This window comes from Paracoccus sediminis, from assembly GCF_900188295.1.
GTDB classification, from domain to species: domain Bacteria; phylum Pseudomonadota; class Alphaproteobacteria; order Rhodobacterales; family Rhodobacteraceae; genus Paracoccus; species Paracoccus sediminis.
Genome location: NZ_FZNM01000006.1, coordinates 37063 through 57926, shown reverse-complemented (window position 1 = coordinate 57926; position 20864 = coordinate 37063). Strand labels below are relative to the sequence as shown.

The window sequence follows — 20864 nt, the reverse complement described above, 5'->3', positions numbered from 1 at the left end:
TGACCGAAGCGCGCGAACCCTAACATACCAGACAGACGCCGTGGCCGCCCAGATCGGGGCAGCCACGGATCAATTCAGACGCGGCGACGGGCGACCGGCGCCGCCCGCAGGCCCGCAGGCCCGTGGCAATCAAGGAACGTGGACGATGGCGAACCAGTCCGGCAATGACAGCAAGAACACGCTCTATTGCAGCTTTTGCGGCAAGAGCCAGCATGAGGTGCGCAAGCTGATCGCGGGGCCGACCGTATTCATCTGTGACGAATGCGTCGAACTGTGCATGGACATCATCCGCGAGGAAACCAAGTCCTCGGGCCTGAAATCGGGCGACGGCGTACCGACGCCGCGGGAAATCTGCGGCGTTCTGGACGATTACGTGATTGGCCAGGAACATGCCAAGCGGGTTTTGTCGGTCGCGGTCCACAATCACTACAAGCGGTTGAACCACGGCACCAAGGGCGATATCGAACTGGCCAAGTCGAACATCCTGTTGATCGGCCCGACCGGCTGCGGCAAGACGCTGCTGGCCCAGACGCTTGCCCGGATCCTGGACGTGCCGTTCACCATGGCCGATGCCACCACCCTGACCGAGGCGGGCTATGTGGGCGAGGATGTCGAGAACATCATCCTCAAGCTGTTGCAGGCCAGCGAATACAATGTCGAACGCGCGCAGCGCGGCATCGTCTATATCGACGAGGTGGACAAGATCACCCGCAAGTCCGACAACCCCTCGATCACCCGCGACGTGTCGGGCGAAGGGGTTCAGCAGGCCTTGCTGAAGATCATGGAGGGCACGGTCGCCAGCGTTCCCCCGCAAGGCGGGCGCAAGCATCCGCAGCAGGAATTCCTGCAAGTGGACACCACCAACATCCTGTTCATCTGCGGCGGGGCCTTTGCCGGGTTGGAACGCATCATCGCGCAGCGCAACAAGGGCACCGCGATGGGCTTTGGCGCGTCCGTCAAGGACAACGACGATCGTGGCGTGGGCGAAATGTTCAAGGAACTGGAGCCCGAGGATCTGCTGAAATTTGGTCTGATCCCCGAATTCGTCGGCCGTCTTCCGGTCATCGCGACCCTGACCGACCTGGACGAAGAAGCGTTGATTATCATCCTGACCAAGCCCAAGAACGCCCTCGTCAAGCAGTATCAGCGGCTGTTCGACTTGGAAGGCGTGCAGTTGACCTTCACCGAAGACGCACTGCAAGCCATCGCCAAACGCGCCATCAAGCGCAAGACCGGCGCGCGGGGGCTGCGGTCGATCATGGAGGATATCCTGCTGGACACCATGTTCGAATTGCCCGGCCTGAACAGCGTCGAGGAAGTCGTGGTGAACGAGGAAGCGGTGGACAACGCGGCCACCAAGCCGCTGCTGATCCATTCGGATCCCAAAAAGGAAACGGCCTCGGCCGGTTGATGGGTGCAAAGGGGGCGGCGTCCCCTTTGGCCGCCGGACGCGGACAGGCTGGATCTTAGCGCAGCTTTGCGCCATATCTGCGCAGATGACGAACAAGAGGTTCCTTCCGATGTCCTTTCTGCTCCGCGCCCTGACGTGGTGGAACAGCCAGACGATCAACACCCAGTTCTGGACCTGGCGCAACGGCACGAAGGTCGGCGAGGACGCCGAAGGCAATGTCTTCTATCAGAACAAGGACGGGTCGCGCCGATGGGTCATCTACAGCGGTGAATCCCAAGCCAGCCGGGTCAGTCCCGAATGGCACGGGTGGCTGCACCACACCTGGGACCAGCCGCCGACCAAGGCTCCGTTACCGCACAAGATATGGGAACAGCCGCACCGGGAAAACCAGACCGGAACGGTGGGCGCCTATTACCCCGAAGGTTCGCTTTATCGGGCGGAACCGGCCGCACGGCGCGACTATGATGCCTGGCAGCCGGAATAGATGACCTCGGCGATCGGGCATCGGGCGGAATTCCTGGCGGGGGCTGTCGTTCTGACGGCCGCAGCAGGCTTCTTGTTTTGGGGATTCGGCGAGGGGTTCGGGCGCGATCCAGGGTATGAGGTCAGGGCGTCGTTCCCCGATGTGGATGGCGTCGCGGTCGGAACCGAGGTTCGGCTGGCAGGCGTGCGGGTCGGCCGCGTGACCAGCGTGACGCTGAATCCCGCCACCTACATGGCCGATGCCAGCCTCACGATTCCGCAGGACATCGTGTTGCCGTCCGACAGCGCCGCCCTGATCCAGTCGGACGGGTTGCTGGGCGGGGCCTATATCCAGATCCAGCCCGGCGGCAGTCCCGACAATCTGGCGCCGGGAGACGAGATCGAGGACGTTCAGGGCGCGGTCAGCCTGCTGGCGCTGATGATGAAGTTCGTGGACAGCCAGGCGCAGGACGCAAGGGAAGGCCCGTGATCCGCGTGGCATTGCTTCTGGCCGGCCTGGCCGCCCCGGCGGCGGCGCAAGAGGTCGCGCGGGCCAATGGCGCGCTGCTGCGCGGCCTGGACAAGATTTCGGGACGGACGACGGACATGCCGGTGTCGGTCGGGCAGGCCGTCCGCTATGGCCGGCTGGAGGTGCGGTTGGGAGAATGCCGCTATCCGGCGGGCGATCCCAGTTCGGACGCCTATGCGCAACTGACCATCACGGACACCACGCAGAACGTCACCCTGTTCAGCGGCTGGATGATCGCATCGTCCCCCGCGCTGTCCGCGCTTGACGATACCCGCTATGACGTCTGGGTGATTTCCTGCCAGAGCTGATCGGCGCCGATCACGGGATGGCGGTGCATGTCCGCCCGACGCGCCAAGGCTTCGGCCAAAAGCCGGTGGTAATGGTCCCTGGTAATTTCCCGCCCGCCCATGCGCGCAAGATGGGGGGTCAAAAACTGGGTGTCGAAGAGGCTGAAGCCGCAGCGCGCCAGATGGCTGGACAGCCATAGCAAGGCCATCCTGGACCCATTGGTCCGGGCCGACACCATGGATTCGCCAAAGAACGCCGCGCCCAGTGTCACCCCGAAGATGCCGCCCGCGAATGCGCCGTCATGACGTATTTCCAACGCATGAGCGTATCCCGCCTGATGCAGTTGGCTGTAAAGACGCGACAGCGGCGCGTTGATCCATGTCGTTTCGCGGGCCGCACAGGCGGCCACGATGTCATGGAAATCCCCGTCCAGATGCGCCGTCCATCCACCCCGGCGCAGGTCGCGCAACAGCGATCGCGCGGCGTGAACCTCGCCAATCGGCAAGATCCCCCGCATCGGCGGATCGTACCAGTAAAGGCGCGGATCGTCCGCGCTTTCGGCCATGGGAAAGACCCCGCGCGCATAGCCGGTCAGCAGTTGCGCAGGCCCCAGCATCCAGCAGGTTCAGCCGAACTTCTGATCCAGCCAGCGCTCAAGCCAGTGGATCGAATAGTTCCCTGCCAGAATGTCGGGTTCCTGCAACAGCGCGGTGAACAGCGGAACGGTCGTGTCGATCCCATCCACGATCAACTCGCCCAGGGCACGGTCCAGGCGGGCCAGGGCCTCGGCACGGTCGCGGCCGTGGACGATCAGCTTGCCGATCAGGCTGTCGTAATAGGGCGGGATCGAATATCCGTCGTAAAGCGCGCTATCCATCCGCACCCCCAGGCCGCCCGGCGCGTGATATTGCGTAATGCGGCCGGGGCAGGGCGAAAATCCGGGCACCTTTTCGGCGTTGATGCGCACCTCGATCGAATGGCCGCGGATTGACAGATCTTCCTGGCGGAACTCCATGTCCGCGCCCGCCGCGACCAGGATCTGCTGGCGGACCAGATCGACGCCGAAGATCGCCTCGGTGACGGGGTGTTCGACCTGGAGACGGGTGTTCATCTCGATGAAATAGAACGCGCCGTCCTCGTACAGGAATTCGATGGTTCCCGCACCGGCATAACCGATCCGGGCCACGGCGTCGGCGCAGACCTTGCCGATATGGGCGCGTTCCTCGGTCGTGATGACGGGGCCGGGCGCTTCCTCCAGCACCTTCTGGTGGCGGCGCTGCAAGGAACAGTCGCGTTCGCCCAGATGGACGGCGCGGCCTTTCCCGTCGCCGAACACCTGGATTTCGATGTGGCGCGGCCTTTGCAGGTATTTTTCCATATAGACATCGGCGTTGCCGAAGGCGGCCTTGGCCTCGGCCCGTGCGGTGCGAAAGGCGACCTCCAGCCCCTTGGCGTCCTGCGCCACCTTCATGCCGCGCCCGCCGCCGCCCGCCGTCGCCTTGATGATGACCGGATAGCCGATCCGGGCCGCGACGCTGCGGGCCTGATCGACGTCATCGACGCCGCCGTCGCTGCCCGGCACGCAGGGCACGCCAAGGTTCTTCATGGTGTCCTTGGCGGTGATCTTGTCGCCCATGATGCGGATGTGTTCCGCACGCGGGCCAATGAAGGTGATGCCGTGGTCTTCCAGCATTTGCACGAAGGCGGCGTTTTCCGACAGAAAACCGTAACCCGGATGGATCGCCTGCGCGCCCGTGATCTCGCAGGCCGAGATGATCGCGGGCATCGACAGATAGCTGGCCGATGACGGCGCGGGCCCGATGCAGACGGATTCGTCGGCCATGCGGACATGCATCGCGTCGGCATCCGCGGTGGAATGAACGGCGACGGATTGAATTCCCATTTCGCGGCAGGCGCGGATCACGCGAAGGGCGATCTCGCCCCGGTTGGCGATCAGGATCTTGTCGAACATTCCCGCCTCACTCGACAACCATCAGGGGGGCGCCGAATTCGACCGGGGTACCATCGTCGATCAGGATGCGCCGCACGGTTCCCGCGCGGGGGGCGGGAATGTGGTTCATGGTCTTCATCGCTTCCACGATCAGCAGCGTGTCGCCTTCGGCCACGGCCTGGCCGATCTGGACAAAGGGCGCGGTACCGGGTTCGGCGGACAGGTAGGCGGTGCCGACCATGGGCGAGGTGACGGCGCCGGGCAGGCTGGCCGGATCTTCGGACATCGCAGGCATCTGGGCAGGCATCGGGGCGGCCAGGGCGGCGGCGGGCGCAGGGCCAACCGCAATGGCAGGGGCCGGGGCATGGACCGCCTGTCTGGCGTGCTTGGACAGGCTGACCGTCAGGCGGTCGTGTTCGCCGTATTCGCGCTTGACCGACAGTTCGGACAGATCGCTTGAATTCAGCAGTTCCGCCAGCGACTGAATGAACGCCACGTCGCCTTCGTGGTGTTTGTCATGTTTGGAATCGTTGCTCATGCGGTCCTCTGCCATGATTATCTGGTCGCAACCCTGCCGCGACAATTTTTCCGCTTATAGCCCTCAAGCCCTGCCAAGGGGAAGGGTTAGTCAGCCCTGGACAGGACGCGCCGCCTTTTCCGCCAATCCCGACAGGCCCGCACGGCGGTCCAGTTCCGCCTCGACCTCGGCCAGGGTGACGCCGCGGGCGGCCAGCATCACCAGCAGGTGAAAGATCACGTCGGCGGCTTCCGAGGTCAGGCCGGCGCGATCGCCCTTGACAGCCTCGATGATCGCCTCGACGGCTTCCTCGCCGAATTTCTCGGCGCATTTTTCCGGCCCCTTGGCCAGCAGCTTGGCAGTCCAGCTTTCATCCGGGCTTGCGGATTTCCGGGCGGCGATGGTGGCGGCCAGATCGTGGATCGCGCTCATGTCAGCCTCATCGGGATGCCGGCTGCCGCCATATGGGCCTTGGCCTGGGCGATGGTGAAGGCGCCGAAGTGAAAGATGGACGCGGCAAGCACGGCGCTTGCATGACCCTCGGTCACGCCTTCGACCAGGTGATCCAGCGTGCCGACCCCGCCCGAGGCGATCACGGGAATGTTCACCGCATCCGCGATGGCGCGGGTCAGCGGCAGGTTGAAACCCGCCCGCGTGCCGTCGCGGTCCATGCTGGTCAGCAGGATTTCGCCCGCACCCCTGGCCGCGACCGTGCGGGCGAATTCGACGGCATCGATGCCGGTGGGTTTCCTGCCACCATGGGTGAAGATCTCCCATCGGCCGTCCTGAACCGTCTTGGCGTCGATGGCCACCACGATGCACTGGCTGCCGAACCGGTCGGCGGCCTGGGCCACGACGTCGGGATCGGCCACGGCGGCGGAATTGAAGCTGACCTTGTCGGCCCCCGCCAGCAGCAGCGCCCGCACGTCCTCGTGCGTGCGCACGCCGCCGCCCACGGTCAGGGGAACGAAGCACTGTTCGGCCGTGCGCGTCACCAGATCGAACATGGTGCCCCGGTTCTCATGCGTGGCGTGAATGTCCAGAAAGCAGATCTCGTCCGCGCCCGCCGCGTCATAGGCGCGCGCGGCCTGCACCGGATCGCCTGCATCGATCAGATCGACGAAGTTGACACCCTTGACGACGCGGCCATCGGCCACATCCAGACAGGGAATGATGCGGGTCTTGAGCATGGCTCTCTCCTTGCGCTGTCCTCCTATGCCGAAACCGCGCCTCGTTGAAGATGCGATTTTCGGGTGATAGCCTGCGGCCAGTCGAAGGAGGCCACGATGGACGACCAGACACCGACCGAACCCCGCCTGACCTCGCTGTCCCATGGGGGCGGCTGCGGCTGCAAGATCGCGCCGGGGGTGTTGACGGGGCTGCTGCGCGGCACCGCGATGCTGCCCGTCCCGGACGCGCTGCTGGTGGGTATTGAAACGTCGGACGACGCGGCGGTGTACCGGCTGAACGACCGGCAGGCCCTGGTGGCAACGACCGATTTCTTCATGCCCATCGTCGATGATCCGCTGGATTTCGGCCGCATTGCCGCCACGAATGCGATCAGCGACGTCTATGCCATGGGCGGCACGCCGATCATGGCGCTGTCGCTGGTGGGGATGCCGGTCAACACCCTGTCGGGGGAAACCATCGCCCGGATCCTGGAGGGCGGCGCGATGGCCTGCCGCGATGCGGGCATCCCGATTGGCGGCGGCCACACCATCGATTCGGTCGAGGCGATCTATGGGCTTGTCGCCCTGGGACTCGTCGATCCGGCGCATGTGAAACGCAACAGCGGGGCAAGGCCGGGCGACGTTCTGATCCTGGGCAAGCCGCTGGGTGTCGGCGTGATGTCGGCGGCGCTGAAAAAGGGTGCGTTGTCGCCTGAGGGTTATCGCGCCATGATCGATGCCACGACCCGGCTGAACACGCCGGGGCCGGATCTGGCGCGGCTTTCGGGCGTCCATGCGATGACGGACGTCACGGGCTTCGGACTTGCCGGCCATGCGTTGGAAATGGCGCGCGGGTCGGGCTGCGCGCTGCATCTGGACTGGGCCGCCATGCCGTTGCTGGCGGATGCGCGTGACCTTGCCGCTGGGGGGTATGTCACAGGGGCTTCGGGCCGGAACTGGGCCAGCTATGGATCGGACGTCGCGCTGCCCGACAGCTTCGCGGATACCGACCGCGCGCTGCTGACCGACCCCCAGACCAGCGGCGGCCTGCTGATCGCCTGCGCCGAAGACACCGTTGATTCGGCCCTGGCGATTTTCCGCGACCACGGCTTTGCCGAGGCGGCGGTGATCGGGCGGGCTGTCGAGGGACCGGGACAGATCCTCGTCGGTCAGGCCGGCAGTCTCCGGCAGGGAGATTCAGGGTAAAGAAGACACGGCCGGTCTCTCGGCCCCGGCGTTGCGGGCGCGGGCGATTTCCTGGTCCGTCAGGGGGCCGGGAAAATGGCAGGCGGTGCGATGGCGCAACCCTTGCAGCAGCGGCGCCTCGGCCGCGCATCGAGGCTGGGCGCGCGGGCATCGGGTTCGGAACACGCAGCCCGACGGCGGATCACTGGGCGAGGGCAGGTCGCCCCGCAGCGGCACGGCGGTCAGCGCCGGATCGTGGCCCGGATCGGGTACGGGAACGGCGGACAGCAGCGCCTGGGTATAGGGGTGAAGGGGCGTGGCATACAAATCGCCGACCGGCGCGATCTCCATCACCTTGCCCAGATACAGGACCATCACGCGGTCGCTGACATGCCGGACGACGGCCAGGTCGTGGGCGATGAAGATCAGCGACAGGCGCAGGTCATCCTGCAACCGGACCAGAAGGTTGATGACCTGCGCCTGGATCGACACGTCGAGCGCGCTGACGGGTTCGTCGCAGATGACCAAACGGGGTTCGACGATCAGCGCGCGGGCGATGCCGATGCGCTGGCACTGGCCACCGCTGAATTCATGGGGATAACGGTTGATCTGGTTCGGCAGCAGTCCGACCTTGTCCATCATGGCCTTGACGCGATCCTTCACGGCGGCGCGGCCCAGGCTGGGACGGTGGGTGGTCAGCGGCTCGGCGATGATCTGGCCCACCGTCATGCGCGGGTTCAGGGACGCCAGCGGATCCTGGAACACCATCTGGATGTCGCTGCGATAAGGCTGCATCCCGCGCGGCGACAGGCCGATCAGGTTGCGTCCGTCGATCCAGGCCGCGCGGCCCGTCGCAGGCACCAGCCCGACCAACGCCCGAGCCAGCGTGGATTTGCCGCAGCCGGATTCGCCGACGACACCCAGGGTTTCGCCGGCGTTCAGGGTGAAATCGACGCCGTTCACGGCATGAAGATTGCGCGCCCTGGCCCAGGGCAGGACGCCTGCGCCCCGTATCTGGAATGTCACCCGCAGGTCGCTGACGTTCAGCAAATGCCGATCAGGCTGTGTCGGTCTTGCGGGGTCGCGGGGCGTCGAGGGATCCGGCCTGCCGACGCGAACCTCCTCCAACGACGCAAAACATGCACGCCCGCGCCCTTCGGCAAAGGCCTCCAGCGGTGGAGGCAGGCTGTCGCACACCGCGCGGCGAAAGGCGCAGCGGGGGGCAAAGGCGCAGCCGGGTGGCGGGCAGGTCATGTCCGGGGGCTGGCCGGGGATCGTGGCCATGTCGCCTGCCTGCGCGTCGATGCGCGGAATGGCGGATAACAGCCCCTGCGTATAGGGATGGGCCGGATCGGCAAAGATGGCGTCTGTGGGGCCGGATTCGCGGATGCGGCCCCCGTACATCACACCCACCCGTTCGCAGGCCCCCGCGACGATGCCAAGATCGTGCGTGATGAGCATCATCGCCATGCCAAAGTCGCGTTGCAGATCCGACAGCAACGCCATGATCTGCGCCTGCACGGTCACGTCAAGCGCGGTCGTCGGCTCGTCCGCGATCAGCAGTTGCGGGCGGCACAGCAGCGCCATGGCGATCATCACCCGCTGGCGCATCCCGCCGCTGAATTCATGGGGATACAGACCGATGCGCCCGCGCGCGTCGGGGATGCCCACCGCATCCAGCATCCGCACCGATTCCGCCAGGGCCGCGTGCTGTGTCAGGCCCTTGTGCATGACCAGAACCTCGGCCATCTGGTCGGACACCCGCATATAGGGATTGAGCGAGGTCATCGGATCCTGAAAGATCATCGCGATCCTTTCGGCCCGGATGCGGTTCAGGATCCTGGGCGGGGCGTTCAGGATGTCCTGGCCATCGAACAGCACACGTCCCGTGGCGGTGCCGTTTCGGGCGAGCAACCCCATGATCGCAAAGGCAAGCTGCGATTTTCCCGAACCGGATTCGCCGACGATGCCCAGCGTCTCGCCCGCGCGCAGGGTCAGATCCAGGCCGTTGACGGCCTGCACCGTGCCATCGCCCGTTCGAAAGCGGACCGACAGGCCGCGAATGTCCAGCAGCGCCATGGCCTAGCGGTCCTTTGGGTCAAGGGCGTCGCGCAACCCGTCGCCGACGAAAAAGAACCCGAACAGAGTCACCACGAAAAAGAACAGCGGGAAGACCAGTTGCCACAGGGTGCCATAGCCCATGGTGCCCGCGCCTTCGGAAATCAGCGCGCCCCAGGAGGTCAGCGGTTCCTGCACGCCCAGTCCCAGAAAGCTGATGAAGCTTTCGGTCAGGATCATCAGCGGCACCAGCAGCGTGGCATAGACCGCGACCACGCCCAGCAGGTTCGGCACGATATGGCGGGCGATGATGCGCCATGCCGGAACGCCCGTGGCGCGCGCGGCCTCGATGAATTCCCGATGCTTCAGCGACAGTGTCTGGCCGCGAACGATCCGGCTCATGTCCAGCCAGGAAATCAGACCGATCCCCAGGAACAGCATCGACATGGACCGCCCGAACATCACCAGCAGCAGGATCAGCACGAACATGTAGGGAACCGACATCAGGATATCGACCGCGCGCATCATCACCTGATCGGTGCGCCCGCCCGCATAGCCCGCCACCGCGCCATAGATCGTGCCGACGATCACCGCGATGCCCGCGCCGACGATGCCCACCAGCAGGCTGACCTGCGTGCCCTGGACCGTGCGGGCGAACAGGTCGCGCCCCAGGTCGTCGGTGCCGAAATAGTGGCCGTTGTCCAGCGAGGGCGCGCCCAGCGTGGCGATCTGACCCATGACGCTGAAATCCAGCTCCTCGTTCGACCAGACGGCGATCCGGTCGCCGAAAGCCGCAAACAGCGCCACCAGGATCAGGATCGCCATGCCGGCCATTGCCGCCCTGTTGCGCAGGAACCGCCTGCGGGCGTCGGCCCAGGGGCTGCGGCCCCTGACCTCGGCCATGCGGTCGGCAAGCGCCTGCATCTTCTGCGGTTCGATCACCATGGCCTCAGTACCGGATTCTGGGATCGATCCAGGCGTACAGGATATCGACCAGCAGGTTGAAAAGGATGGTCAGCGCGCCGACCAGGATGGTGACGCCCATCATCACCGCGTAATCCCGGTTCAGCGCCGAATCCACGAAGGCCTTGCCGATCCCTCCGGTGGAAAAATAGATGTCGATCACGACCGATCCGGTAATCATCGACACGAAGACCGGACCCAGATAACTGATGACCGGCAGCATCGCGGGCCGCAGCGCGTGGCGCAGGATGACGCGACGTTCCGGCATCCCCTTGGCCCGCGCCGTGCGGATGTGATTGCCGCCCAGCACCTCCAGCATCGACGACCGGGTGATCCGCGCGATCGACGCCATATAGCTGGTAGACAGCGCGATCACCGGCATGATCCAGAAGGACGGATCCGAAAAGCTCCACCCTCCGCCGGGCAGCCAGCCCATCCACAGCGTCAGGACCAGAACCAGCAGGGGCGCCATCACGAAATTGGGCAGCACCTGCGCGCCGATCGACACGCCGACCGCCAGGTAGTCCAGCCATGTGTTGTGCCGGATCGCCGCAATCGTGCCCAGCGTCACGCCGACGATGACGGCGGCGGCAAAAGCCAGCGTGCCATAGGTCAGCGTGACCGGGAAACCGGCCGCGATCAACTGGTTCACGGTGCGGTCGGGATAGACGAAGCTGGGGCCGAAATCGAAATGGACCACGATGCCGTGGACATAGTTCCAGATCTGGCGCCACAGCGGATCGTCCAGCCCGTATTTGGCATTCAGGTTCGCCAGCACCTGCGGGGGCAGGGCGCGTTCCTGGGTGAACGGCCCGCCCGGCGCCATGTGCATCAGCAGGAACGACAGCACGATCAGCGCCAGCAGCGTCGGGATCGCCACCGCCAGCCGCCGCAGGATGAACATCGCCATGGGATCTATTCGGCGATGCGGTACAGACCCTTGGCATACCAGCTGTTCGTGACGTTCTGGGTCGGGATGCCCTTGATCGCCGGGTTCAGCATATCGACCTTGGCATAGTGATAGACGAAGACGGCCGGAACCTCCTCGGCCAGGATTTCCTCGGCCCGCTTGTAAAGGGGCGCGGTGTCGGGCGCGGTCTTGGAATGGGCCATCAGCGCGTCGTATTCGGCATTCGACCATTTGCCGCTGTTGTAGCCGTCGGTGCGGAACCAGTCCAGGAACGGGCTCGCCTCGTTGTAATCGGCGCACCAGGCGTATCGCGCCATGTCGAAGTCCTGCGACTGCATCCGGTCCGTGTGGACCTTCCATTCGACATTGTTCAGCGTGATGTTCACGCCAAGCGGCTTCCAGAACTGCTGGGCGGCAATGGCCAGCTTCTTGTGGTTCTCGTCGGTGTTGTATTGCAGCGTCAAGGCCAGCGGGCTGTCGGGACCGTATCCCGCCTCGGCCAACAGGGCGGCGGCCTTTTCGGTGCGTTCGGGCTGGGTCATGCCCGCGATGTCGGCATCGGGCGACTGAAAGCCCTCGATGGCCCAATGCGTCCAGCTATAGGCGGGTTTCTGGCCGCCTTGCAGCACCTGGTCCACGATGATGTCGCGGTTCAGCCCCAGCGACAGCGCCTGGCGGACGCGCACGTCCTTCAGCGCCTCGGGGCCTTTGTCCGAAAGGTTGAACACATAAGCATAGGAACAGGCATAAGGTATGGACACCGCCTGGTCGGGATAGTCCTGCGACAGGCGCGGATACTGGCCCGCGGGGATCTGCACACGGTCCAGTTCGCCCGCAAGATAGCGGGTCAGGGCGACGTTGTTGTCGTTCACGGTCACGCCGCGCACGGTGTCCAGGGCCACATTGGCGGCGTCCCAATATTCGGGGTTCTTCGCCAGCGTGATGTCCACGCCAAGGTTGTGGCTTTCCAACACAAAGGCTCCGTTGCCGACCAGATTGCCCGGCTGCGTCCAGGCGTCGCCAAGCCGTTCGACCACCGCCTGCGGCACCGGGAAGGTGGTGGCGTGGGACAGGGTTTTCAGGAAATAGGGGGTGCGCGTGGACAGCGTCACCTCCAGCGTCCTGTCGTCGATGGCCCTGACGCCCAACTGGTCGGGCGGCAGTTCGCCCGCGATGATCCGGGTGGCGTTCGCGACATTCATCAGTTCCAGGAACCAGGCGTATTCCGACGCGGTGTCCGGGTTCACCACCCGCCGCCAGGCATAGACGAAATCGCCCGCCGTCACCGGATCGCCATTCGACCATTTCGCGTCGCGCAGCGTGAAGGTGTACGTCAGCCCGTCTTCGCTTTCCTGATGCGTTTCGGCCACGCCGGGGACCATGGCGCCGGTCGCATCCTCGTTCATCAGCCCCTCGAACAGCTGGCGCAGCACGTCCGAACCCTCGACATCCGTGTTCTTCGCGGGATCCAGCGACTTTATCGCGTCCAGAAGCCAATAGGTATAGGTCTGGCTGTCGGCCAGCGTCTCGCCCTCGGCAGGCTGGACGGCATGGGCGGGCAGGGACAGGGCGACGATCAGCGCGGTGGGGGCGAACAGCTTGGTCATGGCGGGGTTCCTTGTCTGGAATGGTTGACACTAGCCACGGCCGCAGGGGGGCGAAAGTCCGTTTTCATCAGCCACAGGTTGCCGGTTGCCTGCGGGCCGCGACGGAAATCGCCGGGATCGCGGTGGACCGCACGGCCGCCTTTCGTGCCGGTCATCGAACTTCTTGACCGGATCTGGACCTTCGCGCATACCGCAACGACAAACAGTCGGCCGGTCGGCCCATAAGACTGATCCAGGGGAGGACACTTGCAATGAACGGCCTGTTGGCCCTGTCTCGCGGCATCGACCGCGTCAACACCGTGATCGGACGCAGTGCCTCGTGGTTGATCCTGCTGGCGATCTTCGTCAGCGCGATCAACGCCGTCGTGCGCAAGGTGTTCAGCGTGTCGTCGAACGCGTATCTGGAATTGCAGTGGTATCTGTTCGGTGCCGCGTTCCTGCTGGCGGCGGCCTATACGCTGCTGGAAAACGAACATATCCGCATCGACATCGTGTATGGCGCATGGTCGCGCCGGGTGCAGCACTGGATCGACCTTCTGGGCACGATCTTCTTTCTGATGCCGGTGGTCCTGCTGACGCTGTATCTGGTCTGGCCGTGGTTGCTGACCAGCTATCGCGGGGGGGAAATATCGATGAACGCGGGCGGACTGATCCTGTGGCCCGCCAAGGCGATGCTGTTCATCGGCTTTGTGCTGCTGTTCCTGCAAGGCATTTCCGAGATCATCAAGAAGATCGCCGTGATGCGCGGGCTGATACCCGATCCCTTTCCCGCCGTCAGCCACCACGCCCCGCTGGAGATCGATCCCGATCTGGCAGCCCAGGCGGGTTTCGCCGATCCCCATCACCCGCTGACCGACCTGGCCGACGACACCCGCAAGGATCCCCGCACATGATGGAGCTTATTGCGCAGAACATGGCGCCGATCATGTTCGTTTCGCTGATCCTGTTCCTGCTTGCGGGCTATCCGGTGGCCTTTGCCCTGGGGGCGAACGGGCTGCTGTTCTTTCTGATCGGGGTCGAACTGGCGCCTTTGTCGAACGGCTCGATCAACCTCAGCTGGCCGCTGCTGGGCGCGATCCCGGACCGGTTCTTCGGCGGGGTCGTCGCGAACGAGACCTTGCTGGCAGTGCCGTTCTTCACCTTCATGGGCATCGTGCTGGAAAAATCCGGCATGGCCGAGGATCTGCTGGACACGATCGGCCAGTTGTTCGGGCCGATCCGGGGCGGTCTGGCCTATGCGGTCATCATCGTGGGCGCGCTGCTGGCGGCGACCACCGGGGTTGTCGCGGCATCGGTCATCGCAATGGGCCTGATCTCGCTGCCGATCATGCTGCGCTATGGATATGACCGGCGTATCGCGGCGGGAACGATCGCCGCGTCGGGGACGCTGGCGCAGATCATCCCGCCCTCGCTGGTGCTGATCGTGCTGGCCGACCAGTTGGGCCGGTCGGTGGGCGACATGTACAAAGGCGCATTGATCCCCGGCCTGGTGCTGACGGGGCTTTACATGTCCTATGTCTTCGTGATGTCGATCATCCGCCCCGAGGCGGTGCCTGCCCTGCCGAAAGAGGCGCGGACGCTGGGATCCGGCGTGACGTCGCTGCTGGTGGCGCTGCTGATCGGATGCGGCATCTTCTACGCGATGTATTCCCGGCTGCACGAGAGTTACGGCGCGAATGCCGACGTGCTGGCCGCCGTTGTCGCGGTTCTGGCCATCTATGCGGCGGCGTTGATCGACAAGACATTCAGGATCGGCCTGATGTCGCGGCTTGCACAGCAGGTCATCATCGTGCTGATCCCACCGCTGGCGCTGATCTTCCTGGTGCTGGGAACCATCTTCCTGGGCATCGCCACCCCGACCGAGGGCGGAGCGATGGGCGCGGTCGGCGCGCTGCTGCTGGCCGCCGTCAAGGGCCGCCTGAACATGACGGTCGTCAGCCAGGCGCTTGCGGCAACTACCCGGCTGTCGGCCTTTGTCATGTTCATCCTGATCGGCGCCCGGATCTTCTCTTTGACGTTCTATGGGGTCAACGGACATATCTGGGTGGAACATCTGCTGACTTCGCTGCCCGGCGGGGAACTGGGCTTCCTGATCGCGGTGTCGGTGCTGGTCTTCCTGCTGGCGTTCTTTCTGGATTTCTTCGAACTGGCCTTCATCATCGTGCCTTTGCTGGCCCCTGCGGCGGAAAGCCTTGGCATCGACCTGATCTGGTTCGGGATCATCCTAGGCGTGAACATGCAGACCAGCTTCATGCACCCGCCGTTCGGATTCGCGCTGTTCTATCTGCGATCGGTCGCGCCGAAACAGCCTTACAAGGATCGCGTGACCGGCAAGACGATGGATCCGGTTCGGACCAGCCAGATCTATTGGGGCGCGGTGCCGTTCGTCTGCATCCAGATCGTCATGATCGGCGTGGTCATCGCCTTTCCGCAGATGGTCATGCATTACAAGGGGGCGCCGGTCGATACCTCGAACGTGCGGCTGGAAATTCCGGCGTCCGGTTCCGGCGGCTTCGGCGGGGGTCTGGGCGGTGGTTTGGGCGGGGGGCTTGGATCCCCGTTCGGACAGGCCCCGTCGGGCGGCGACGCCCAGGTACCGGCTCCCGGCGGCCTTGGCGGCGGCTTGGGCGGTGTGCCGAACTTTGGGGCACCCGGCGAACAGCCGGCCCCTGCTTCTGCACCCGAACCGCGGCCTGCGGAATCCCAGCAGCAGGGCGGCAGCCCCGGCCTGAGCGGTCCGCCGCCCGGTCTGGGCGGGAACTGACCCCCGGTTCGCGGGGCCGGGAAACCGGCCCCGTTTCCATTTCGCAGCCCGAATACGGTCCTTGGACATGCAAAAACCGCCGCGACGGATCGCGGCGGTTTCACGCGTTATCGGCAGATCAGCCTTGCGTCGGCGCCAGCTTGCCGTTGCGCTGCTGGATCATCATAAAGGTGTCAAAGGTATATTCTGCCGTCTGGTTGTACAGATACCAGTCGTCGCGGAACTGAAGCTGGGCTTCGTACTGGCGCTTGAAATGTTCGTTCTCGCCAGACAGTTCGGCATAAACCTCATGCGCGGCGGTAAAGGCCGCATTCATGATCTCCTCGCTGTAGGAGCGGAGCTGGGCGCCCGACGCGGCCAGTTCCTTCAGCGCGGTCGGGTTCTTGAAGTCGTATTTCGCCAGCATGTTCTGGTCGGTCGCCTGACAGCAGGTGCGCAGCAGCGACTTGTAGTTTTCGGGCAGTTCGTCGTACTTCGCCTTGTTGACGAAAAAGCTGACCGTCGGCCCGCCTTCCCAGAAGCCGGGGTAATAGTAATAGGGCGCGACCTTCTGGAAGCCCAGCTTGTTGTCGTCATAAGGACCGACCCATTCGGCGGCGTCGATGGTGCCCTTTTCCAGCGACGGATAGATGTCGCCGCCCGCGATCTGCTGCGGCACGACGCCCAGCTTCTCGACCACGCGGCCCGCCAGACCGGAAATCCGCATCTTGACGCCCTGCATGTCGGCCAGGGTGTTCACTTCCTTGCGGAACCAGCCGCCCATCTGGACCCCGGTGTTGCCGGCGGGAAAGCTGACAAGGCCAACGGTTTCCAGAAACTGGTTGTACTGGTCGATACCGCCGCCCTGATAGTTGTAGGCGGCCTTGGCCCGCGCGCTGAAGGTGAACGGCAGATCGGCGCCGCAGGCATAGGCCGGATCCTTGCCCCAATTGTAATAGCCGACCGAATGCGCGGATTCGACGGTGCCGTCACGGGCAGCGTTGATGGCGTCCAGACCCGGCACGATTTCGCCCGCGGCGAACACCTGGATGGTGAACTTGCCATCGGTGGCCTCTTTCAGGCGGGTGGAGATTTCCTCGCCGCCGCCATAGATCGTATCCAGCGATTTGGGAAAGGACGACGCCAACCGCCAGTTGATGGTGGGGCTTTCCTGCGCGATTGCGGGCGCCGCAAGCGCCGATCCGACTGCGGCTGCGGCGCCGCCGACGGACGCGGTCTTCAGAAACGACCTGCGGTGCAAGGTCTTCGAATCTTTCATGAATTTTCCTCCGATCAGGGTTCGCGGGATGACCGCCCAACGGGTTCCCGGCCCCGAATGCGGTGCAGTTTAGTTCCTGTTTGCATCCTGTCGAGAGGTCTGCGCCGTGTCTGCCGAAAAAATGAGGCCGCCCCGGTATCCGGCAGGGGCGGCATGGACGGTCCGCATGGGGACTTGTCCTCAGCGCAGGATGCTGCGGCCTGCGTATTCGGCGGTCGCGCCCAGCATTTCCTCGATGCGGATCAGCTGGTTGTATTTGGCCAGCCGGTCGGATCGGGCAAGGCTGCCGGTCTTGATCTGGCCGCAGTTGGTGGCCACCGCCAGGTCGGCGATGGTCGCGTCCTCGGTCTCGCCCGAACGATGCGACATCACCGAGGTATAGCCCGCGCGATCCGCCATGCGCACCGCGTCCAGGGTTTCCGACAGCGTGCCGATCTGGTTCACCTTGACCAGCAGGCTGTTGGCGCAGCCCTTTTCGATCCCCTCGGCCAGGCGGCGGGGGTTGGTCACGAACAGGTCGTCGCCCACCAGCTGCACCGATCCGCCCAGCCGGTCGGTCAGCAGCGTCCAGCCGTCCCAGTCGTCTTCCGCGCAGCCGTCCTCGATCGACAGGATCGGATAGGCGTCGCACAGGGCCGCCAGGTATTCGACGTTCTCGGCCGGGGTCAGCGACTTGCCTTCCCCCTTCATCTCGTAACGGCCGCCCTTGAAGTATTCCGTGGACGCGCAATCCAGTGCCAGCATGATGTCGTCGCCGGGTTTGTAGCCGGCCTTCTCGACCGCGCGCAGGATGAAATCCAGGGCGTCGCGGGTGCTGGACAGGTTCGGGGCAAAGCCGCCCTCGTCGCCGATGCCGGTGGACAGGCCCGCGGCCGACAGTTCCTTTTTCAGCGTGTGGAACACCTCGGACCCCATGCGCACGGCGTCGCGGAGATTGTCCGCGCTGACCGGCATTATCATGAATTCCTGAATGTCGATGGGGTTGTCGGCATGTTCGCCGCCGTTGATGATGTTCATCATCGGCACCGGCAGGATCCGCGCGCTCGTGCCGCCGACGTAACGATACAACGGCTGCTGACAGGCATCCGCCGCCGCCTTGGCCACGGCCAGCGACACGCCCAGGATGGCGTTGGCCCCCAATCGGCCCTTGTTGGGGGTGCCGTCCAGGTCGCACATCATCATGTCGATGGCGCGCTGTTCGGTCGCGTCCTCTCCGATCAGGGTCTCGGCGATCTCGCCGTTGACGGCCGCCACGGCTTCCAGCACGCCCTTGCCCATGTAGCGCGCCTTGTCGCCGTCGCGCTTTTCGACCGCCTCATGCGCGCCGGTGGACGCCCCCGACGGCACCGCCGCCCGGCCCAGGGTGCCGTCCTCCAGCGTCACGTCGACCTCGACGGTCGGATTGCCCCGGCTGTCCAGGATCTCGCGCGCGAAAATGTCGATGATGGCGGTCATGGGTGCCCCCTGATGTTTCATTCGGCGCCTTCATACCTGCCGCAAGGGCAAGCCGGAAGACGGAAATGTCAGGGCTGCTCGATCTCGGCCCAGATCGGCAGGTGGTCGGATGCGTCACGCGCCTGGGCGCCGGTGAAGACGCCGTGCTTGAGCAGTTTCAGGTGCTGGGACATGGCGATGCGGTCGAACCGGAACTGCGGCAGGGGCGCGGGATAGGACGGGCCGGGGGCGATGACCCGGAACCCGGCCAGGGATTCCAGCCCCCGGCTGTCGTGCCATTCGTTGAAATCGCCCATCAGGACGATGTTGTCGTCCGCGATCCGCGCGGCCTGCGCGGTGATGCGCGCCAGTTGCGCCCGGCGCGACGACCGCGCAAGGCCCAGATGCACCCCGATCACCGTCAGGCGCGGCAGGCGCAGGACCACCGCGCCGCGCGGTTCCAGCCCCGGCAGGGGCAGGCGGCGCAAGACGGCCTGATCGGCCAGATCGGGGCGCATCAGAATGGTCTGCCCGTGCCAGCCAAGCGAATTCTCGCCCGTGGTGGTCATGTCCGCCGGGACAAGGCCGGTCGCGTCGCGGATCAGGCGGCGGGGCAGGGCCTCGGGGCGCGCGCCCAGGCGGAAATCGACCTCTTGCAGGGCGATGATGTCGGGCTTCAGCGCATTGATGACGGCAAGGTTGCGTTCCGGCGCGTGCGGACCGGTCAGGCCACGACACTTGTGCAGGTTGTAACTTGCCAATCTCAACAACGACATGCCGCCTTTCGATGCTGGGCGCAGGATAGCCGGGACCAACGGCGCCGCAAGGGGATCGGGCGCCCTTCCGGTCGGCTGCACGCAATTTCATCAGGTTCCGCAGAAGGTCTGGTGAACGACCTGATCGGCCTGGGGCGCCTGACCCAGATCATCCCAATCGCCGCGGTCGTCCCTGGGATGAATCACGGCGTCGAACAGCCGCCGGAACGGCGTCAGGTCGTCGGCCACGGCTGCCGCGATGGCTTCCTCGATCCGGTGGTTGCGCGGAATGCGGCGAGGATTGGCGTGGCGCATCAGGTCGGGATCGGGCCGCTGCGACTGCCATTCCGACCGCCAGTCATCGAAGGCCTCGGGATCGGCGAATTCGTCACGGGCGCTGCCGTCGGACAGGCCGGCAAAGACGCGGGTGAAATCGGCGCGCTGCCCGGCCATGATCGTCAGCAGGCGTTCAGCCAGGGGCTGCGCATCCGACGCCTCGGTCAGACCCAGCTTTTCGCCAAAGCGCCGTTTCCACGCCGCCTGATACAGCGGCGCGAAGCTGTGGACGGATTTCGTCGCGGCCTCGATGGCGGCATCGCGTTCGCCCATCAGCGGGATCAGGCAGGTGGCAAGCTGCGCCAGGTTCCAGACGGCGATCTGCGGCTGCTGCGCCCAGGCATAGCGTCCGCCCCGGTCGATGGACGAAAACACCGTGTCGGGATGATAGGCGTCCATGAAGGCGCAGGGTCCATAGTCGATGGTTTCGCCGGAAACGGCCATGTTGTCGGTATTCATCACGCCATGGATAAAGCCAAGCGCCATCCAGTGCGCAATGGTTTCCGCCTGCCTTGCCACGACATGATCCAGCAGCGACAGCGGTCCGTTGGCGGTCGGATAATGGCGGGCGATGACATGATCGGTCAGGGCGGCCAAGGCGTCCTCTTGCCCCCGGACGGCAAAATACTGGAAGGTGCCGACGCGGATGTGGCTAGAGGCCACGCGGGTCAGCACCGCCCCCGGCAGCCCGCTTTCGCGCCACACGGTTTCGCCGGTCGCGACCGCCGCCAGGGCGCGCGTCGTCGGCACGCCCATGGCGTGCATGAATTCGCTGACGATGTATTCGCGCAGCACCGGACCCATCCAGGCCCGTCCGTCGCCCCGCCGGGAAAAGGGCGTCGGGCCGCTGCCCTTCAACTGGATGTCGAAGCGCGCGCCGTCGGGGGCCACCACCTCGCCCAGCAGGACGGCGCGGCCATCGCCTAGCTGAGGAACGAAGCCGCCGAACTGATGGCCGGCATAGGCCTGGGCGATCGGTTCGGCCCCCTCGGGCACCGCGTTGCCCGCCAGCATCGCGACGCCTTCGGAATTGGACAGCCATTCGGTGTCCAGACCCAGACGCTGCACCAGCCCCGTGTTCAGCGCCAGCAGGCAGGGCTGGGCGACCGGTGTGGGGGCCACGCGGGCAAAGAAGCCCTGAGGCAGGCGGGCATAGCTGTTATCGAAAGGGATCATCCGGGCCTCCTTCGTTCATACATAGGGCTGGCCGGGCGCATTGCCAGACCGGCGCCCTTGCGCGGCAGGGTCCAAGCGCGTATCGCATCAT

20 protein-coding genes are annotated in these 20864 nt (G+C 65.1%); 7 read left to right on the top strand and 13 right to left on the bottom strand.

Annotated elements, in window-relative coordinates:
• Window positions 1-145 precede the first annotated feature (145 nt).
• The 4 genes from clpX (at window position 146) to CHB77_RS10180 (ending at window position 2710) form a co-directional block, all read left to right on the top strand.
• The gene (gene clpX / locus CHB77_RS10195; RefSeq protein ID WP_089388104.1) at window positions 146-1411 is read left to right on the top strand and encodes an ATP-dependent Clp protease ATP-binding subunit ClpX; all 1266 of its coding nucleotides are present in this window, start codon (window positions 146-148) and stop codon (window positions 1409-1411) included.
• Window positions 1412-1520: 109 nt separating this feature from the next.
• Window positions 1521-1895: an NADH:ubiquinone oxidoreductase subunit NDUFA12 gene (locus tag CHB77_RS10190; protein WP_089388103.1), complete on the top strand. Its 375-nt coding sequence runs from the start codon at window positions 1521-1523 to the stop codon at window positions 1893-1895.
• The gene (gene mlaD / locus CHB77_RS10185) at window positions 1896-2363 is read left to right on the top strand and encodes an outer membrane lipid asymmetry maintenance protein MlaD (RefSeq protein ID WP_089388102.1); all 468 of its coding nucleotides are present in this window, start codon (window positions 1896-1898) and stop codon (window positions 2361-2363) included.
• On the top strand, window positions 2360-2710 hold the full coding sequence (locus CHB77_RS10180) for a DUF2155 domain-containing protein (RefSeq protein WP_089388101.1): 351 nt from the start codon (window positions 2360-2362) through the stop codon (window positions 2708-2710). Before mlaD ends, CHB77_RS10180 begins: the two co-directional genes overlap by 4 nt.
• Here the strand turns inward: CHB77_RS10180 and aat are convergent.
• From aat to hisF, 5 genes are all read right to left on the bottom strand, one after another.
• The gene (aat, locus tag CHB77_RS10175; RefSeq protein WP_089388100.1) at window positions 2677-3306 is read right to left on the bottom strand and encodes a leucyl/phenylalanyl-tRNA--protein transferase; all 630 of its coding nucleotides are present in this window, start codon (window positions 3304-3306) and stop codon (window positions 2677-2679) included. The two genes, CHB77_RS10180 and aat, sit on opposite strands and share 34 nt — an antisense overlap.
• A 9-nt stretch (window positions 3307-3315) precedes the next feature.
• Entirely contained in the window at window positions 3316-4662 is a 1347-nt protein-coding gene (gene accC, locus CHB77_RS10170; protein WP_089388099.1) for an acetyl-CoA carboxylase biotin carboxylase subunit, read from the bottom strand.
• A 7-nt stretch (window positions 4663-4669) separates the two neighbouring features.
• Entirely contained in the window at window positions 4670-5179 is a 510-nt protein-coding gene (gene accB, locus CHB77_RS10165; protein ID WP_089388098.1) for an acetyl-CoA carboxylase biotin carboxyl carrier protein, read from the bottom strand.
• A gap of 90 nt (window positions 5180-5269) precedes the next feature.
• The gene (locus CHB77_RS10160) at window positions 5270-5590 is read right to left on the bottom strand and encodes a phosphoribosyl-ATP diphosphatase (RefSeq protein ID WP_089388097.1); all 321 of its coding nucleotides are present in this window, start codon (window positions 5588-5590) and stop codon (window positions 5270-5272) included.
• Window positions 5587-6348, bottom strand: coding sequence for an imidazole glycerol phosphate synthase subunit HisF (hisF, locus tag CHB77_RS10155; protein WP_089388096.1), 762 nt, complete (start codon window positions 6346-6348; stop codon window positions 5587-5589). The genes CHB77_RS10160 and hisF overlap by 4 nt, the downstream gene beginning before the upstream one ends.
• A 96-nt stretch (window positions 6349-6444) precedes the next feature.
• Between hisF and selD the strand changes: the two genes are divergently transcribed.
• Window positions 6445-7533: a selenide, water dikinase SelD gene (gene selD, locus CHB77_RS10150; RefSeq protein ID WP_089388095.1), complete on the top strand. Its 1089-nt coding sequence runs from the start codon at window positions 6445-6447 to the stop codon at window positions 7531-7533.
• Here the strand turns inward: selD and CHB77_RS18785 are convergent.
• From CHB77_RS18785 to CHB77_RS10130, 4 genes are read right to left on the bottom strand one after another with little or no spacing between them, the layout of a single operon-like run.
• Window positions 7525-9591 (bottom strand): ABC transporter ATP-binding protein, encoded by a 2067-nt coding sequence (locus CHB77_RS18785; protein ID WP_141133730.1) that lies wholly within the window; start codon window positions 9589-9591, stop codon window positions 7525-7527. The genes selD and CHB77_RS18785 overlap by 9 nt on opposite strands.
• A 3-nt stretch (window positions 9592-9594) precedes the next feature.
• Window positions 9595-10515: an ABC transporter permease subunit gene (locus tag CHB77_RS10140; protein ID WP_176430331.1), complete on the bottom strand. Its 921-nt coding sequence runs from the start codon at window positions 10513-10515 to the stop codon at window positions 9595-9597.
• Between the two features lie 4 nt (window positions 10516-10519).
• Window positions 10520-11443 (bottom strand): oligopeptide ABC transporter permease OppB, encoded by a 924-nt coding sequence (oppB, locus tag CHB77_RS10135; protein ID WP_089388094.1) that lies wholly within the window; start codon window positions 11441-11443, stop codon window positions 10520-10522.
• 5 nt (window positions 11444-11448) lie between these two features.
• Entirely contained in the window at window positions 11449-13050 is a 1602-nt protein-coding gene (locus CHB77_RS10130) for a peptide ABC transporter substrate-binding protein (RefSeq protein ID WP_089388093.1), read from the bottom strand.
• A 251-nt stretch (window positions 13051-13301) separates the two neighbouring features.
• Here CHB77_RS10130 and CHB77_RS10125 point away from each other — a divergent pair, with 251 nt between their 5' ends.
• Window positions 13302-13943, top strand: a complete 642-nt coding sequence (locus tag CHB77_RS10125) for a TRAP transporter small permease subunit (RefSeq protein ID WP_089388092.1) — start codon at window positions 13302-13304, stop codon at window positions 13941-13943.
• Window positions 13940-15814 (top strand): TRAP transporter large permease, encoded by a 1875-nt coding sequence (locus CHB77_RS10120; protein ID WP_089388091.1) that lies wholly within the window; start codon window positions 13940-13942, stop codon window positions 15812-15814. Before CHB77_RS10125 ends, CHB77_RS10120 begins: the two co-directional genes overlap by 4 nt.
• A 118-nt stretch (window positions 15815-15932) precedes the next feature.
• Here the strand turns inward: CHB77_RS10120 and CHB77_RS10115 are convergent, their stop codons facing one another.
• From CHB77_RS10115 to CHB77_RS10100, 4 genes are all read right to left on the bottom strand, one after another.
• Window positions 15933-17054 carry a TRAP transporter substrate-binding protein gene (locus tag CHB77_RS10115; protein ID WP_089388235.1) on the bottom strand — a complete coding sequence of 374 codons (1122 nt, stop codon included), beginning with the start codon at window positions 17052-17054 and terminating at the stop codon, window positions 15933-15935.
• Between the two features lie 198 nt (window positions 17055-17252).
• Window positions 17253-18527 (bottom strand): phosphopyruvate hydratase, encoded by a 1275-nt coding sequence (gene eno, locus CHB77_RS10110; protein WP_089388090.1) that lies wholly within the window; start codon window positions 18525-18527, stop codon window positions 17253-17255.
• A gap of 68 nt (window positions 18528-18595) precedes the next feature.
• Window positions 18596-19282: an endonuclease/exonuclease/phosphatase family protein gene (locus CHB77_RS10105; protein ID WP_089388089.1), complete on the bottom strand. Its 687-nt coding sequence runs from the start codon at window positions 19280-19282 to the stop codon at window positions 18596-18598.
• Between the two features lie 90 nt (window positions 19283-19372).
• Complete coding sequence (locus CHB77_RS10100) at window positions 19373-20773, bottom strand: protein adenylyltransferase SelO (RefSeq protein ID WP_089388088.1); 1401 nt, start codon at window positions 20771-20773, stop codon at window positions 19373-19375.
• Between the last annotated feature and the right edge of the window lie 91 nt (window positions 20774-20864).

Bases quoted from the DNA above. Each gene is read 5' to 3' on its own strand.
- clpX (WP_089388104.1), top strand. From the start codon at position 146: ATGGCGAACCAGTCCGGCAATGACAGCAAGAACACGCTCTATTGCAGC.
- CHB77_RS10190 (WP_089388103.1), top strand. From the start codon at position 1,521: ATGTCCTTTCTGCTCCGCGCCCTGACGTGGTGGAACAGCCAGACGATC.
- mlaD (WP_089388102.1), top strand. From the start codon at position 1,896: ATGACCTCGGCGATCGGGCATCGGGCGGAATTCCTGGCGGGGGCTGTC.
- aat (WP_089388100.1), bottom strand. From the start codon at position 3,306: ATGCTGGGGCCTGCGCAACTGCTGACCGGCTATGCGCGCGGGGTCTTT.
- accC (WP_089388099.1), bottom strand. From the start codon at position 4,662: ATGTTCGACAAGATCCTGATCGCCAACCGGGGCGAGATCGCCCTTCGC.
- accB (WP_089388098.1), bottom strand. From the start codon at position 5,179: ATGAGCAACGATTCCAAACATGACAAACACCACGAAGGCGACGTGGCG.
- CHB77_RS10160 (WP_089388097.1), bottom strand. From the start codon at position 5,590: ATGAGCGCGATCCACGATCTGGCCGCCACCATCGCCGCCCGGAAATCC.
- hisF (WP_089388096.1), bottom strand. From the start codon at position 6,348: ATGCTCAAGACCCGCATCATTCCCTGTCTGGATGTGGCCGATGGCCGC.
- selD (WP_089388095.1), top strand. From the start codon at position 6,445: ATGGACGACCAGACACCGACCGAACCCCGCCTGACCTCGCTGTCCCAT.
- CHB77_RS18785 (WP_141133730.1), bottom strand. From the start codon at position 9,591: ATGGCGCTGCTGGACATTCGCGGCCTGTCGGTCCGCTTTCGAACGGGC.
- CHB77_RS10140 (WP_176430331.1), bottom strand. From the start codon at position 10,515: ATGGTGATCGAACCGCAGAAGATGCAGGCGCTTGCCGACCGCATGGCC.
- oppB (WP_089388094.1), bottom strand. From the start codon at position 11,443: ATGGCGATGTTCATCCTGCGGCGGCTGGCGGTGGCGATCCCGACGCTG.
- CHB77_RS10130 (WP_089388093.1), bottom strand. From the start codon at position 13,050: ATGACCAAGCTGTTCGCCCCCACCGCGCTGATCGTCGCCCTGTCCCTG.
- CHB77_RS10125 (WP_089388092.1), top strand. From the start codon at position 13,302: ATGAACGGCCTGTTGGCCCTGTCTCGCGGCATCGACCGCGTCAACACC.
- CHB77_RS10120 (WP_089388091.1), top strand. From the start codon at position 13,940: ATGATGGAGCTTATTGCGCAGAACATGGCGCCGATCATGTTCGTTTCG.
- eno (WP_089388090.1), bottom strand. From the start codon at position 18,527: ATGACCGCCATCATCGACATTTTCGCGCGCGAGATCCTGGACAGCCGG.
- CHB77_RS10105 (WP_089388089.1), bottom strand. From the start codon at position 19,282: ATGTCGTTGTTGAGATTGGCAAGTTACAACCTGCACAAGTGTCGTGGC.
- CHB77_RS10100 (WP_089388088.1), bottom strand. From the start codon at position 20,773: ATGATCCCTTTCGATAACAGCTATGCCCGCCTGCCTCAGGGCTTCTTT.